The organism is Streptomyces sp. (assembly GCF_035644915.1).
In the GTDB taxonomy this organism is placed as follows: domain Bacteria; phylum Actinomycetota; class Actinomycetes; order Streptomycetales; family Streptomycetaceae; genus Streptomyces.
Window position 1 is genome coordinate 1 of the sequence record NZ_DASQNP010000186.1, and the last position, 14603, is coordinate 14603.

At 74.6% G+C, this 14603-nt stretch carries 14 protein-coding genes and 1 pseudogene; 4 read left to right on the top strand and 11 right to left on the bottom strand.

The annotated features are described in order from the left end of the window. Together VE546_RS20895 and VE546_RS20900 are read left to right on the top strand one after the other, a co-directional pair. Positions 1-790, top strand: a pseudogene (locus VE546_RS20895) (aldehyde dehydrogenase (NADP(+))); the annotation flags it as partial. 150 nt (positions 791-940) lie between these two features. Continuing rightward, positions 941-1990, top strand: coding sequence for an aminotransferase class V-fold PLP-dependent enzyme (locus VE546_RS20900; RefSeq protein ID WP_324924611.1), 1050 nt, complete (start codon positions 941-943; stop codon positions 1988-1990). Between the two features lie 117 nt (positions 1991-2107). Here the strand turns inward: VE546_RS20900 and thpD are convergent, their stop codons facing one another. From thpD to VE546_RS20930, 6 genes are all read right to left on the bottom strand, one after another. Continuing rightward, positions 2108-3007: an ectoine hydroxylase gene (thpD, locus tag VE546_RS20905; RefSeq protein WP_324924613.1), complete on the bottom strand. Its 900-nt coding sequence runs from the start codon at positions 3005-3007 to the stop codon at positions 2108-2110. Between the two features lie 143 nt (positions 3008-3150). Continuing rightward, a complete protein-coding gene (locus VE546_RS20910) occupies positions 3151-3555 on the bottom strand; it encodes an ectoine synthase (RefSeq protein WP_324924615.1) in 405 nt (134 codons plus the stop codon). 125 nt (positions 3556-3680) lie between these two features. After that, a complete protein-coding gene (gene ectB, locus VE546_RS20915; RefSeq protein ID WP_324924617.1) occupies positions 3681-4949 on the bottom strand; it encodes a diaminobutyrate--2-oxoglutarate transaminase in 1269 nt (422 codons plus the stop codon). A gap of 92 nt (positions 4950-5041) precedes the next feature. Then, positions 5042-5560, bottom strand: a complete 519-nt coding sequence (gene ectA, locus VE546_RS20920; RefSeq protein ID WP_324924619.1) for a diaminobutyrate acetyltransferase — start codon at positions 5558-5560, stop codon at positions 5042-5044. 398 nt (positions 5561-5958) lie between these two features. Further along, entirely contained in the window at positions 5959-6765 is an 807-nt protein-coding gene (locus VE546_RS20925) for a hypothetical protein (RefSeq protein ID WP_324924621.1), read from the bottom strand. Beyond that, positions 6762-7325 carry a SigE family RNA polymerase sigma factor gene (locus VE546_RS20930; protein ID WP_324924623.1) on the bottom strand — a complete coding sequence of 188 codons (564 nt, stop codon included), beginning with the start codon at positions 7323-7325 and terminating at the stop codon, positions 6762-6764. Before VE546_RS20930 ends, VE546_RS20925 begins: the two co-directional genes overlap by 4 nt. Before the next feature lie 95 nt (positions 7326-7420). Here VE546_RS20930 and VE546_RS20935 point away from each other — a divergent pair, with 95 nt between their 5' ends. Continuing rightward, positions 7421-8521: an amidohydrolase family protein gene (locus VE546_RS20935; protein ID WP_324924625.1), complete on the top strand. Its 1101-nt coding sequence runs from the start codon at positions 7421-7423 to the stop codon at positions 8519-8521. Positions 8522-8708: 187 nt separating this feature from the next. Next, a complete protein-coding gene (locus VE546_RS20940; RefSeq protein ID WP_324924627.1) occupies positions 8709-9758 on the top strand; it encodes an SCO1860 family LAETG-anchored protein in 1050 nt (349 codons plus the stop codon). A 94-nt stretch (positions 9759-9852) separates the two neighbouring features. Here VE546_RS20940 and cobC read toward each other — a convergent pair whose 3' ends face one another. From cobC to cobJ, 5 genes are read right to left on the bottom strand one after another with little or no spacing between them, the layout of a single operon-like run. Continuing rightward, positions 9853-10980: an Rv2231c family pyridoxal phosphate-dependent protein CobC gene (cobC, locus tag VE546_RS20945; protein WP_324924629.1), complete on the bottom strand. Its 1128-nt coding sequence runs from the start codon at positions 10978-10980 to the stop codon at positions 9853-9855. Then, a complete protein-coding gene (locus tag VE546_RS20950; protein WP_324924631.1) occupies positions 10964-11890 on the bottom strand; it encodes a sirohydrochlorin chelatase in 927 nt (308 codons plus the stop codon). Before VE546_RS20950 ends, cobC begins: the two co-directional genes overlap by 17 nt. Next, positions 11887-12573, bottom strand: a complete 687-nt coding sequence (locus VE546_RS20955; protein WP_324924633.1) for a precorrin-8X methylmutase — start codon at positions 12571-12573, stop codon at positions 11887-11889. Before VE546_RS20955 ends, VE546_RS20950 begins: the two co-directional genes overlap by 4 nt. After that, on the bottom strand, positions 12570-12827 hold the full coding sequence (locus VE546_RS20960) for a DUF362 domain-containing protein (protein ID WP_324924635.1): 258 nt from the start codon (positions 12825-12827) through the stop codon (positions 12570-12572). Before VE546_RS20960 ends, VE546_RS20955 begins: the two co-directional genes overlap by 4 nt. Next, positions 12824-14593 carry a precorrin-3B C(17)-methyltransferase gene (gene cobJ, locus VE546_RS20965; protein WP_324924680.1) on the bottom strand — a complete coding sequence of 590 codons (1770 nt, stop codon included), beginning with the start codon at positions 14591-14593 and terminating at the stop codon, positions 12824-12826. The genes VE546_RS20960 and cobJ overlap by 4 nt, the downstream gene beginning before the upstream one ends. Between the last annotated feature and the right edge of the window lie 10 nt (positions 14594-14603).

A 14603-nucleotide genomic window follows, 5' to 3' on the forward strand; every position in this document is an offset into this window, starting at 1 on the left:
CCTGAACCCCGTCGTCGTCACCGAGGCCGCCGCCGCCGAGCGCGCGGAGGCCATCGGGCAGGGCCTCGCCGGTTCCATGACGCTGGGCGTCGGCCAGTTCTGCGTGAAGCCGGGCCTGGTCTTCGCGCCCTCCGGCGACGCGGGCGACCGCCTGGTGAAGTCCCTCACCGACACCGTCGGCGGCACCGGAGCCGGTGTCCTGCTCGACCACCGCATGCGGGACAACTTCGTCGCCGGTGTCGCCGAGCGCGCCCAGCTCCCCGACGTCGAGGCGCCGGTGGCCCCGGGCGCGGGCGACGAGCACACCGTCAGCCCCGGCTTCCTGACCGTGCCGGCGGGCCGGCTGGCCGAGGAGGGCGAGCACGACCTGCTGCTGGAGGAGTGCTTCGGCCCGGTCACCGTGGTGGCCCGCTACCGCGGCACCGACGAGGTCGGCGCCGTGCTCGCCAGGCTGCCCGGCAACCTCACCGCCACCCTCCACCTCGGCGAGGAGGAGGCCGGGGACGAGGGCGGCGCCGCCGCCCGGCTGCTGGCCGAGCTGACCGCGCTGGCCGGGCGGGTCCTGGTCAACGGCTGGCCCACCGGCGTGGCCGTCGCCCCCGCCCAGCACCACGGCGGCCCCTACCCGGCCACCACCTCCACCTCCACCTCGGTCGGTGCCACGGCCATCGAGCGCTGGCTGCGCCCGGTCACCTACCAGGACACCCCGCAGGCGCTGCTGCCGCGGGAGCTGCGCGAGGACAACCCGCTCGGCCTGCCGCGCCGGGTGGACGGCCGGCGCGAGGGCTGAGGGCCCCGCCGGGGAGGGAGACCGTCCGGGTTCCCGGGTCCCGCCCGGGGGAGGGCCGGGGCCCGGAGCGGGGAGCATAAGGACGGCTTGGCCTTGCTCCAAGACAATTCGCCATGGACAGGGGGGAACCGGGGCGGGACAGTGGCGTTCATGGAGAACTACCTGTCGGGCGCCGAGTTCGCGCCGCGCACCACCTACCTCAACACCGCCTCGCACGGCCTGCTGCCCGCCCGTACCGCCGACGTGCTGCGGGCGGCGGTCCAGGACATGGCCGACGGGCGGATCGACATGATGGACTGGTTCGCCACCATCGAGGAGGCCCGGGCCCGCTTCGCCCGGCTCGCCGGAGTGTCCCCGGACCGGGTGGCGACCGGTTCGGCCGTCGCCGCGCAGGTCTCGCTGGTCGCGGGCTCGCTGCCGCCCGGCGCCGAGGTGCTGGTCGCCGACGGCGACTTCAGCTCCCTGGTGAACCCCTTCGCGATGCGCGCCGACCTCAAGCTGCGCACCGCGCCCCTGGAGGAGCTGCCGGACGCCGTCCGCCCCGGCACCGCCCTGGTCGCGGTCAGCGCCGTGCAGTCGGCGGACGGCCGCGTCGCGGACCTCGCGGCCGTCGCCGCGGCGGCCCGGGCGCACGGTGCCCGCACCCTCGTCGACACCACCCAGGCCACCGGCTGGCTGCCGCTGGACCACGGCGCCTTCGACTACACGGTGTGCGGCGCCTACAAGTGGCTGCTGGCCCCGCGCGGGGTCTCCTTCCTCACCGTGCCCGAGGACGGCGGCGGCCTGGTGCCGGTCCAGGCCGGGTGGGTCGCGGGGGAGAGGCCCTGGGAGAGCTGTTACGGCACCGTGGGGGAACTCGCCCGCTCCGCCCGCCGGTTCGACATCGCCCCGGCCTTCCTGCCGTACCTCGGTGCCGAGCCCTCCCTGGCGCTGATCGAGGAGACCGGTCCGGAGGCGATCGGCGCCCACAACCGCGCGCTGGCCGACCGCTTCCGCACGGGCGTGGCGGAGCTGGGCCACCGGCCGGTGCCCGGCGACTCGGCGATCGTCGCCGTGCCCGGACTGGGCGAGGCCGCGGCGGCGCTGGGGGAGGCGGGCGTGGAGGTCTCGGTGCGGGCGGGGAACCTGCGCGCCGCGTTCCACCTGTACAACACGGCCGAGGACGTGGACCGGCTGCTGGCGGTGCTGGCGCGGGCCTGAGCCGGCCGGAGTCCGGGGAGTCCGGGAGGAGATCCGGCCGCCCCGGCTCACCCCGTACACCCCGTACGACGAGGGGCGGGGCCGCACCCGCGGCCCCGCCCCTCACCCCGCGTCACCTCACCGCACGGGGGTGAAGTCCCGCGCGCCGATGAACTCCGGACGCCTCACGGGCGCCGCGAACGGCTCCTGCGCGGCGTTCTCCACGCTGTTGAAGACGATGAAGACGTTGCTGCGCGGATACGGGGTGATGTTGTCCCCGGAGCCGTGCATGCAGTTGCAGTCGAACCAGGTCGCCGAGCCCGGCCTGCCGGTGAACAGCCGGATGCCGTGCTCCTCGGCCAGCTTCGTGAGCGCCTCGTTCGACGGCGTGCCCGCCTCCTGCATCTGCAGCGACTTCTTGTAGTTGTCCTTCGGCGTGGCCCCCGCGCACCCGAGGAACGTCCTGTGCGACCCCGGCATGATCATCAGGCTGCCGTTGGTGGGGTAGTTCTCGGTCAGGGCGATCGAGACGGACACCGTCCGCATGCGCGGCAGGCCGTCCTCCGCGTGCCAGGTCTCGAAGTCGGAGTGCCAGTAGAACCCCGAGGCGCCGAAGCCCGGCTTGACGTTGATCCGGCTCTGGTGGACGTACACGTCCGAGCCCAGGATCTGCCGTGCGCGGCCCACCACGCGCGGATCCCGCACCAGGCCGGCGAAGACCTCGCTGATCCTGTGCACCTCGAAGACGGAGCGGATCTCCTGCGACCTCGGCTCGACGATCGAGCGCTCGTCCGCGCGGATCGCCGGGTCCGAGATCAGCCGCTCCAGCTCCCGGCTGTAGACCTCCACCTCCTCGGGGGTGATGAGCTGGTCGATCGCCAGGAAGCCGTCCCGCTCGTAGGCTTCGAGGTCCGCGGCGTCGATCGGCCCCGGCGCCCCGGGCTCGGACCACACCACCGGGTCCTGGCGCGGGGTGATCACCTCGGTGGCCCCACGCGTCGGGTACAGGTCGGCGGTGCGCTCGGGTGCGGTGGTCATGGTGTTGTCTTCCTCTCCTCTCGTACGGCCCTGTCTCTCGCCGTGGTCGTGTGGTGTGGAGTCTGCTGCCGGGGACCTCCCGTGGTGTTCCGGTTCGTGCCGTGTTTCCCGTTGCGACCCGGATGGCTCACCCGCGGGGGCCGTCAGGCCTCCTCCGGTTCGGTGAGCAGCGGGTAGACGCCGTTCTCGTCGTGGTCCTCGCGGCCGGTGAGCGGCGGGTTGAAGACGCAGACGCAGCGGAAGTCGGTCTTGGGACGGAGGGTGTGCCTCTCGTGCCCGTCCAGGAGGTAGACCGTGCCGGGGGTGATCCAGTGCTTCTCGCCCGTCTCGTCGTTGGTGAGCTCGGCCTCGCCCTCCACGCAGTAGACGGCCTCCACGTGGTTGGCGTACCACATCGAGGTCTCCGTGCCGGCGTAGAGCACGGTCTCGTGCAGGGAGAAGCCCACGCGCTCCTTCGCCAGGATCAGGCGCTTGCTGCGCCAGGTGCCGGACGCCGCCTTGACGTCGCGGTCGGTGCCTTCGATGTCCCGCAGGGATCGGACGATCACGGTGTTCTCGGTGCCTTTCCTGTCGGTGGCCCGCCCCGGGAGGACCGGGGGCGGGCCGTTGTGGGTGGTGCGTCGCGGTGACCGGGCGGCTCCTTTCAGGGACCGGAAGGCCGCGCGGCGCCGCCTTACGCGGTCTCGCGGACCGCGCGGGCCAGGATGCGCAGGCCCTCGTCCAGTTCCTCGGGCGAGATGGTCAGCGCCGGGAGCAGCTTGACGACCTCGCTCTCGGGTCCGGAGGTCTCGATCAGCAGGCCGAGTTCGAAGGCGCGCGAGGCGACGGCGCCCGCGCGGGACCTGTCGTGGAACTCCAGGCCCCACACCAGGCCCCGGCCCCGGACGTCGGCCACCTCGGCCCGGTGCTCGGCGGCGATCGCGCGCAGGGCGGCCTCGACCTGTTCGCCGCGGGCCAGGGTCTGCTTCTCCATCTGGCCGTCGGTCCAGTAGGTGTTCAGCGCGGCGGCGGCGGTGACGAAGGCCGGGTTGTTGCCGCGGAAGGTGCCGTTGTGCTCACCCGGCTCCCATATGTCCAGCTCCGGCCGGAACAGGGTCAGCGACATCGGCAGCCCGTAGCCGCTGATGGACTTGGAGACGGTGATGATGTCGGGCGTGATGCCGGCCTCCTCGAAGGAGAAGAAGGCGCCGGTGCGTCCGCAGCCCATCTGGATGTCGTCGACGATCAGCAGCATGTCCTGGCGGCGGCACAGGTCGGCCAGGGCGCGCAGCCACTCGGGGCGGGCGACGTTGATGCCGCCCTCGCCCTGCACGGTCTCCACGATCACGGCGGCCGGCCGGTTCAGTCCGGAGCCGGCGTCCTGCAGCAGCCGCTCGAACCACAGGAAGTCCTCGACCTTGCCGTCCAGGTAGTTGTCGAAGGGCATCGGGGTGCCGTGGACCAGGGGGACGCCCGCGCCCGCCCGCTTGAAGGCGTTGCCGGTGACCGCCAGCGCGCCCAGCGTCATGCCGTGGAAGGCGTTGGTGAAGGAGACGATCGCCTCCCGCCCCTTGACCTTGCGGGCCAGTTTCAGCGCGGCCTCCACGGCGTTGGCGCCGGTCGGGCCCGGGAACATCACCTTGTGGTCCAGGCCGCGCGGGCGGAGGACGACCTCCTGGAAGGTCTCCAGGAAGGCCCGCTTGGCGGTGGTGGACATGTCCAGGCCGTGGACGACGCCGTCGCGCTCCAGGTAGTCCAGCAGGGCGCGCTTGAGGACCGGGTTGTTGTGGCCGTAGTTGAGTGACCCGGCACCGGCGAAGAAGTCGAGGTAGGCGTGGCCGTCCTCGTCGTACATGCGGCTGCCCTGCGCACGGTCGAAGACGGTGGGCCAGCCGCGGCAGTAGCTGCGCACCTCCGATTCCAGGGTCTGGAAGATGCTCAGGTCCGGCTGGGTGATGGTCACAGCGATCTCCTGGGAGACGGATTGCGGGATGCGGGAGGAGTGAGGTCGTCGGGGCGCCGCGCCGTGCGGGCGGCGGCCGGAGCGGGCACCGCTCAGGTGCCGGCGGCGGCGCGGAGGGCGGGTATCGGCCCGATCCGGTACAGCACCTCCGGCTCGTGCCCGCTGTCGGGGAAGAGCACGCCGTCGAAGAGGACCTCGCGCCGCACCGGCGCGCCGTGCCGTCTGGCGTAGGAGGTGAACAGCCGGTTGGAGGCGGTGTTGTCGGGGGTGATCGTGGTCTCGATCCCGTCGATGCCCAGCTCCTGGGCGACGCGTGCGGTCAGCCCGTCGAGCATCGCCGCGGCGAGGCCGCGGCCTCGCTGGGCGTGGTCGACGGCGACCTGCCAGACCACCAGGGTCCGCGGGCGCCGGGGGCGGATGTAGCCGGTGATGAACCCGACCGGCTCGCCGTCGCCGTCCCGCGCCACCACGGAGGTGGCGGCGAAGTCGCGGCACCACAGGAGGTAGCTGTAGGAGGAGTTCAGATCGAGCGTCCGGGAGTCGCGGGCGATGCGCCAGATCGCGGCTCCGTCCGCCACGCGGGGCACGTCGAGCGTCAGTCCCTCCGGCATTTCGATGGCTTTGTTGCGGGCAGGTGCGTGTTCTGCGACTTGTGCGGCGGTCATGCAAATCCAATTTACCCAGCGAGATCACAAATCACATTGAGGTCGGGGGTTACGTGGGAAAGGGGTGTTGTGCTATCACGCGAGGGCGCGCACGCGCGCGATGGGCAGGTGATATGGACGTTTTGTCCGAGTACTTTCCCGGCAAAGGGGAAGCGGTGTTGAATCCGTCACAGATCGATAACGGAGCCGGAACCTGTCCGGAATACGTGGTTCGTCGGTACTTGATCTTGTGTGTTTAGAGGCCCGGGAGTCCGGGCAGGAGGATATGGGATCCTATTCTCGATAAGCGCCCGTGAATTCGCTCGGAATTACGGACGGAATACCCGTGATATCGCATCGTAAGGTTATTTCGGAGAGACGCCGGAGTCCTGGCGGAAACCGCCGCCCACCGACGCCGGGCCTCCCGGCCCCGCCGCGGTGGCGGCGTAGCGGTCCCCTCCCGCGTCCCGGTGGCCCTCGGCGTGCTCGTACTGGCCGGCGAACCTGTACTCGCCCGGCGGCACCGTGCGGCCCTCCCGCAGCACCCAGCGGTACACCAGCGCGCCGCCCTCCTCGCGCACGGTCACGTCGAAGTCGTCGACCGGCCGGGAGCACCAGGAGCCGGTGTGCCGCACCCGGCCGGTCAGCGCGATGCGCAGCTCGACGGTGAGGGAGGTCAGCGGCCTGGTGGTCCGCAGCACGACGTCGCTCTGGGCCCAGTGCGCGTTGCCGCCGGGGCCGAGCAGGCCCTCGGCACGCAGGTAGCCCTCCCGCGGCCGCCGCGCCGCGGTGCCGCCGGTGTCGTCGGCGGTGCCGGCGGACGGTGCGGGGCTCCCGCCCGGGACGGCGGCCTCCGCCCCCGGGGAGGTGCGCGCGGCTCCCGGCGTCCCGTCGCCGCCCGTCACCCGCTCGACCACCAGCCCGCCGACGGCGAGCGTGCCCACCAGACCGGCCACGGCCCCGGCCGTCCGCAGCCGGCCCCGGGCCCGCGCGCCGCCGCCGGAGCGGTCCGCGCCGCCCAGGTCCGCGAACTCCGCGGCCCCGCCGGGCGCCTCCCGGCCCGGCCCGGCGCCGGCGCGTTCGACCACCCGGGCCCACATCCGGGCCCGGTCCGGCTGGTGCGCCGCGGCGGCCGTCCTCAGCCGTGCGATCACATCGGCGCGGTCGGTCACCAGGTGCTCCGTCCTGCGGCGGGCCCGGCGCGCAGCGCCCGCACGGCCTCGTACCCGCGGTCGGCCCCGGGGCGCCCCGGGGACAGCAGCCGCTCCAGTTCGGCGAGACCGCGCGAGGTCTGGCTCTTCACGGTGCCGACCGAGATGCCCAGGGCGCGGGCGGTCTCCTTCTCCGACAGGTCGAAGGCGTGCCGCAGCACCACGCACGCCCGCTTGCGCAGCGGCAGCCGGGCGAGGGCCTGCCGCACGTCCAGCACCGCGGGCACGTCCGGGTCGTTGACGCGGTCGGGCCGCTGGGACCAGAACAGGGCGATCCGGCGGCGTTCGCGCAGCAGACTGCGCACGCGGGTGCGGGCCAGACCGGCGACCACGCCGCGCGCGTACGCGACGGGCTCCCCGCCGGCGCGCACCCGGTCCCAGCGGCGCCACACCGCGACCAGCGCGTCGGCGGCGAGGTCGTCCGCTCCCTCGGCGTCCCCCAGCAGGAGGTGGGCGAAGCGGGACAGGTCGGCGTAGTGACGGTCGAAGAAGGCGTGGAACTCTTCGACGGGGGCGTCCACGCGGCCTCCTCAGGGCTCGATGGATCCTGTGCCGTACACCACCACGACCCCCTGTGGCTGCGTGAGAGTAGCAGGGGACTCGTACAGTGCGGCATATGAGCGAGCGCGGGAACCTGCACATCAAGGGACGGGTGCTGACCGGACCGGACCCCGAGGCGGACGTCCGGGACGAACTGTGGGTGGTGGACGGCCGGATCACCTACGAACGGCCCCGGGGCGTACGGGAGATCACCACCGTCGAGGGCTGGGCGCTGCCCGGCCTGGTGGACGCCCACTGCCACGTCGGACTCGACACCCACGGCCCCGTCGACGCGTCCACCAGCGAGGAGCAGGCGCTCGCCGACCGCGAGGCCGGGACGCTGCTGATCCGGGACGCCGGCTCCCCGGCCGACACCCGCTGGATCGACGACCGCGAGGACCTGCCGCGCATCATCCGCGCGGGCCGCCACATCGCCCGGACCCGGCGCTACATCCGCAACTTCGCCCACGAGATCGAGCCGGAGGACCTGGTGGCGTACGTGCGGCGCGAGGCGCGGCGCGGCGACGGCTGGGTCAAGCTCGTCGGCGACTGGATAGACCGCGCGCAGGGCGACCTGGCCCCCTGCTGGCCGCCCGAGACCGTCCGGGCCGCCATCGCCGCCGCCCACGAGGAGGGCGCGCGGGTCACCGCCCACTGCTTCGCCGAGGACTCGCTGCGCGACCTGGTGGAGGCCGGGATCGACTGCATCGAGCACGCCACCGGGCTGACCGAGGAGACCATCCCGCTGTTCGCCGAGCGCGGCGTCGCCATCGTCCCCACCCTGGTCAACATCGCGACCTTCCCGAAGCTCGCCGAGAGCGGCGAGGCCAAGTTCCCGCGCTGGGCGGACCACATGCGGCGGCTCCACGAACGCCGTTACGACACCGTGCGCGCGGCGTACGACGCGGGCATCCCGGTCTTCGTCGGCACGGACGCGGGCGGCTCCCTGCCGCACGGGCTGGTCGCCGAGGAGGTCGCCGAGCTGGTGGCGGCGGGCATCCCGCCGGTGGCCGCCCTGTCGGCGGCGAGCTGGGCGGCCCGCGCCTGGCTGGGACGCCCCGGGCTGGAAGAGGGCGCCCCGGCGGACCTGGTGGTCTACGAGGCGGACCCGCGGGCCGACGTACGGGTGCTGGCCGCACCGCGCAGAGTGGTGCTCAGGGGGCGCATTGTGCGATAAGGGCGCGGTGATACCCAAGAATCCATAATCGAAAACTGCGGTTACTGTGACTCGTACGGGTGAAATTACGCTCGGTGGCGGCCTCTTCGCGGATCGTGCGTCAACAATGGCGTGGTCTCAGTCACTGGTGTGAGCGATGTCCCCCATCGGCCGCCGGTGACGCCATGCAATTCGTGGGGGTTCACCTGTGAACAAGTCTGTCTACAGTCTGCTCGCCGCTGCCGCCCTGGTGGGGGTCGCGGCCGTACCCGCGCACGCCACCGGCGGCGACAGGGGCGCGGCGAGCGCGGCTGTGCTCAGGGCGAAGCTGGACGTCTCCCTGCTCAAGGGGGGTACCGCCGCGCTGGACACCGAGCTCAACGCGGTCCGGGCACCCGAGAGCGCCGGCAGGACCCTGTTGAAGGCCCGGCTGGACGGCGTCCACCAGGACAAGCCGTTCACCGTGCTGAGCGCCAGTGCCGCCACCGCCAGGGGCACGGCGGAGAAGGGGAGGGCCGAGGGCTACTCCAACCTCGCCAAGGCCAAGGTCCATGTGCCCGGACTGCTGCGGCCCCTGGCCGAGGTCGAGGCGGTCACCTCCCGGGCGGTGTGCGAGGCCGGCGCCGAGCCGGTCGCCGAGTCGAAGTTCGTCGGGACGGTCAAGGTCCTCGGCCAGGTGGTCGAGGTGAAGGCCGGAGGCACCGCCGAGGTCGAGGCGGAGGGGGTGGGCACGGTCCGGCTGCGGATGGCCGAGACCGTCATCGACTCCGGCACGGCCGCCGCCACCGCGCTCGCGCTGGACGTGGCGGTGGACCCGGGCAAGCGGGGCGTGGCCGAGGTCAGGGGCCGGGTGACCCTGGTGGAGGCCGCCTGCGAGACCCCGGGCGGGTCCGGCCACGACAACGGCGGTGCCACCGGCGGCAACGGCGGCGGCAACAGCGGCGGGTCCACCGGCGGCAACGGCGGCTCCACCGCGGGAGACGGCGGGGCGACCGGCGGCAACGGCGGGTCCGACGGCTCCGGCGGGGCCGACCGGGGCGTGACCGGCGGCACCGACAAGGGCGGGGCGACCGCGGGCGACGACGGCAACGGGCCGCGGCCGCAGACCGGCGCCGACCAGTCCGGGGAGAAGCCGGGCGGCAACCTCGCCGAGACCGGCGGCGACTCGCGCACCCCGTACATCGCCGGCGGGGCCCTGGCGTTCCTGGCCGTCGGCGGCACGCTGGTGTTCCTGCGGCGGCGCCGTCACTCGGCCTGACCGCCCGGCCGACCGGCTTCCGCTGACCGGTAGCCGGTGACCGCTGGAGCCGCGGTGCGGCGGTGGACCCCGCCCCGGACCCCGCCGCACCGCTTCAGCGCACTCCGAGTTCGGCCAGCGTCCGCACCAACCGGTCCGTCGTGGCCCGGTCCCGCACCGCCAGCCGGAGCCACCGCCGGTCCAGACCGGGGAAGGTGTCCCCGCGGCGCACCGCGATGCCCGCCGCGCGCAGCCGCTCCCGCAGCGCCGCGGCCTCGGGGTGCCGGACCAGCACGAAGGGGGCCTGCGGGTCGGGTGTCGCCGGACGCAGTCCGCCGAAGCCCGCGAGCCGGTCGAGCAGGTACGCCCGGTCCCGGGCGCACTGCCGCGCCGCCCGCTCGGCCTCCGCCAGCGCGGCCGGGGCACAGCACGCCTCCGCCGCGGCGAGCGCGGGGGAGGAGACGGGCCACAGCGGCTGGTGCCGCGCGAGGCGGGCGATGGTCTCCCGGTCGGAGAGCACATAGCCGACGCGCAGCCCGGCCAGCCCCCAGGTCTTGGTCAGGCTGCGCAACACCACGGTGCGGCCCGGGAGTTCGGTGACCCGGGAGGCCAGGGACTCGCGCTCGCCCGGCACCGCGTCGATGAACGCCTCGTCCACCACCAGCGTCCGGTCCGGGCGCGCCAGCGCCTCCAGCACGGAGGCGGGGTGCAGCACGGACGTGGGGTTGGTCGGATTGCCGACCACCACCACCCGGGCCCCGGCGGGGACGAGGCCGGGATCGAGCCGGAAACCGTCCCGCTCGGCGAGGACGACGCGCTCCACCTCGTGGCCCGCGTCGCGCAGGGCGGCCTCCGGCTCGGTGAACTGCGGGTGCACCACGACCGGGCGGCCACGGTCCGCCCCGTCCGCGCACAGGGCCCGGGCGAGCAGGACGAACGCCTCCGCCGCGCCCGCCGTCAGCAGCACGCACTCCTCCGGCAGCCCGTGCCGGGCCGCCACCGCCCGCCGTGCCGCCCGCCCGTCCGGGTAGGCGGCCAGCGAGTCGAGCGAGGCGGCGATCCGCTCCTTCAGCCAGGCCGGGGGCGTGCCGGCCCGGACGTTGACCGCGAGGTCCACCAGGCCCGCCCCCGCGTCCCGCACCTCCGCGTCACCGTGGTGGCGCAGGTCGTGCGGCGCGTCCGACCGGTGCCACCGGTCCGGAGCGCCCGCCGGCCTGGCCGTCGGTTCAGTGCGCGTGGGCATGGCCGCCGTGGTGGTGATGGTGGTGCCCGTCGTCGTCCGGGTGGTGGTGCGGCTGCTGCGGCATGCCGACCTTGTCCTCGAAGCCGGGCAGCGCGACGCGGTAGACGCAGGAGTCGCAGTTCATCCGCAGATCGCCCTCGATGGCCTCCGCGTACCGCTCCCAGACCAGCTCCGCCAGCTCCTTGGTGGGCCCTATGACGTCGGCGGTCAGCACCTCGGTCTCCGGGTGGGCCGCCGCCCAGCCCTCGGCCTGCATCCGCACCCGGTCCGGCAGGACGCCGGTGAACAGGAAGTACGGCAGCACCACGATCCGGCGGGCGCCCAGCTTCCGGCAGCGCTCCAGGCCGGAGGGGACGTCGGGCGCGGCGAGCGAGACGAACGCCGTCTCCACCCCCGCGTAGCCGCGTCCCTCCCACAGCAGCCGGGCCGCCTTGTGCACCTCGGCGTTGGCGTCCGGGTCGGTGGAACCGCGGCCCACCAGCAGCACCGTGGTGTCGGCCCGGTCCTCGGGCGTGCGTCCCGCCCCGTTCCGTCCGCCGCTCAGGGCCTCGTCCAGCCGGCGCTCCAGCACGCTCAGCAGCGCCGGGTGCGGGCCGAGGGGGCGGCCGTACGCGTAGGAGGTGCCCGGGTGGCGGAGCTTCTCGCGGGCCAGGGCGGCCGGGACGTCGCCCTTGGCGTGCCCGGCCGAGACCAGCATCAGCGGGACGGCGGCGAAGTTCCGCACGCCGCGGGCGGTCAGGTCGGCCACGGCGTCCGCCAGCGGCGGCGGGGACAGTTCGATGAACCCTCCCCCGACGGGGACGTCGGGCCTGAGGTCGCCGAGGTCGCGCACGAAGGAGCGGAAAGCCTCGGCACCGGCGTCGTCACGGGTGCCGTGGCCGACGAGGAGCAGGGCGGGCGGAGTGGTCACGGGGCCTCCTTGGCGGGGCTGAGGGATCGTGCTGTGGTGAGGGGTGCGGCGTCCGGGGCGGTGTCCGCGTTGGTGTCCGTGCCGGTGTCCGGCCGCGCCGCCTCCGGAGGCGCGTACAGGAGGGCGTTGAGGGCGGCGGCGGCCACCGCGCTGCCGCCCTTCTCCGAGACGTTGCTGACGGCCGGCAACCCGCTGGCGCGCAGGGCGGCCTTGCTCTCGGCGGCGCCGACGAAACCGACGGGCAGGCCGATGACCAGGGCGGGGTCCGCGTCCAGCGCAAGCAGTTCGAACAGGGCGGTGGGCGCGCAGCCGATCACCCACACCGCGCCGGGCCCCACCTCCTCGTAGGCCAGCCGGACCGCGTGTGCCGACCGGGTCAGGCCGGGGCCGCCCGAGGCGTCGGCGAGGCGGCACACCGCCTTCCGGCGGGTGATGCCGGCGGCGACCATCTCGACGTCGACGACGACCGGCGCGCCGGTGTGCAAAGCGGTGTGCGCCGCGCGCAGCGCGCCCTCGTCGGTGACCAGGTCGTCGGCGTACGCCAGGTCGGCGCTGGAGTGGATCACCCGCTCCACCACGGCCCGCGTCAGCGGCGGCAGGTGGGAGGTGTCGAGCCGGGAGCGCAGGATGCGGTACGACTCCTCCTCGATGGGATGGACGATGCGGGGCGTCGGGGCCGTCACGGCTCCTCCTCGGTGCTCTCCCCCACGGGGGTTCCGGGCGTTTCCACGGTGGTCTCCTCGATGGCGTCGACGGGGCACACCTCGACGCACTCCAGACAGCCGGTGCACAGCCCGGCCCGCACCAGCAGCGCGCCGCCCAGCGGACGTATCGCGTGGACCGGGCAGGTCAGCAGGCAGGCACCGCAGCCCGCGCAGCGCGCGGTGACGGTCACGGGCGCCGTACCGGCGGCGGGCGGTGCCACGGGCGGCGTCACGGCCCCTCCTGCCAGCGGTAGCCGCGCGGGGTGACCATGCGTCCGGCGACGGTGCGGGTGGCGGTGTTGCCGACGGTCACCACGGTCATCATGTCCACCGCCTCCGGGTCGAGTTCGCCGAGCGTGGTCACGGTGACGCGCTCACCGGGCCGCGAGGCGTTGCGCACCACGCCGACGGGAGTGCCCGGGGCACGGTGCTCCGCCAGCAGGGCGAGCGCCTTGGGAAGCTGCCAGTGACGGCCCCGGCTGCGCGGGTTGTAGAACGTCACCACCAGGTCGGACTCGGCCGCCGCCCGCACCCGGCGCTCGATCACCTCCCAGGGCGTGTGGAGGTCCGACAGGCTGATCGAGACGTGGTCGTGGCCCAGCGGCGCGCCCAGCAGCGCGGCGGCGGCGAGCGCGGCGGTGACCCCGGGCACGCCCACCACGTCGATGTCCCCGGACGCCTCGGCCAGGGCGGGGGAGGCCATCGCGTACACCCCCGCGTCACCGCTGCCGATCAGCGCCACGGCCCGGCCCGCCCGGGCCTCGGCCACGGCGGTGCGGGCGCGCTCCTCCTCGGCGCCCAGCCCCGACTCCAGCACGCGGGTGCCCGGGCGCAGCAGGTCGCGGACCTGGTCCACGTACTGGTCGAGGCCGACGACCACCGAGGCCCGGCGCAGCTCCTCGCGGGCGCGCGGGGTGAGCAGGTCACGGGCGCCGGGGCCGAGCCCGACGAGCGCCAGCCGCCCGCGCGGCCGGCGCCGCGCCACGGCGCAGGTCGCCATCGCGGGGCGCCCCCCGGGAGCGGACTTCCGCTTGGGGACGACCAGTTCGGCGCCCTCGCCGCAGGAGAGCAGCGCGGCGGCCTCCGCCACGCTCGGGGTGCCCACGGCGGCCAGCGGGGCGTCGGAGGGGTGGGGGACGGGCACGGCCGCCAGGGCGTCGGCGGAGTGCGTCCGCACCGGTACGCCCAGGCGCCGGGCCGCCTCGACGATGCCGGGCTCGTCCGCCTTGGCCTCCACGGTGGCCAGTTCGGCGACGCTGCGGGGCGACAGCCCGGCGTCGGCGAGGGCCTGCTCCACCAGCCCGGTGATCTCGTCGGCGGGGGCGCCCCGGCTGGCCCCGACCCCGACGACGAGCGTCGGCGGGCGCAGCACGGCCGTGCGCCCGGCCCGTCCGCCGGGCCCGCCGGGCGGCAGGGCGCGGTCGGTGACCAGCAGGGTGTACCCGCCGTCGTCACTCTCCGCGTCGTTGTCAGTGGCCTCGGTTACGTTGGGTGGCAACGCCGGAAGGGGGAGGACGGCATGCTGCACCAGACGGACGGGTTCACCGTCCAGGATCGCCCGCGACACCGCCGCGACGGCGCCCTCGACGGGCAGGCCGAGGGTGTCCAGCCCGGGGACGCCGGCGGCGTCCGTGGCGGTGGTGACGACGGGACGGCAGCCGGGCAGGGCCTCGGCCACCGCGTGCGCCAGGTCGTTCGCGCCGCCCGCGTGGCCGCCCAGCAGGGCCACCGCGTACTGCTGCGCCTCGTCCACGCACACCACGCCCGGGTCGCTCGCCTTGTCGCCGAGCAGCGGGGCGATCAGCCGTACGGTCGCGCCGGTGGCCAGGAAGCACACGAGGCGGTCGCACTCGGCGAAGGCGCGGGCGACCGCGTCGCGGACGGTGCCTCCGCCGTTCCCGTCGCCGGTGTCGTAGACGCGGGTCGCCTCCGGCCAGGCGGCGGCCAGCCGGTCGCGGGCGCGCCGCCCCGCGGCGGTGGCGGAGACGAGACCGATCAGGCCGTTAGGG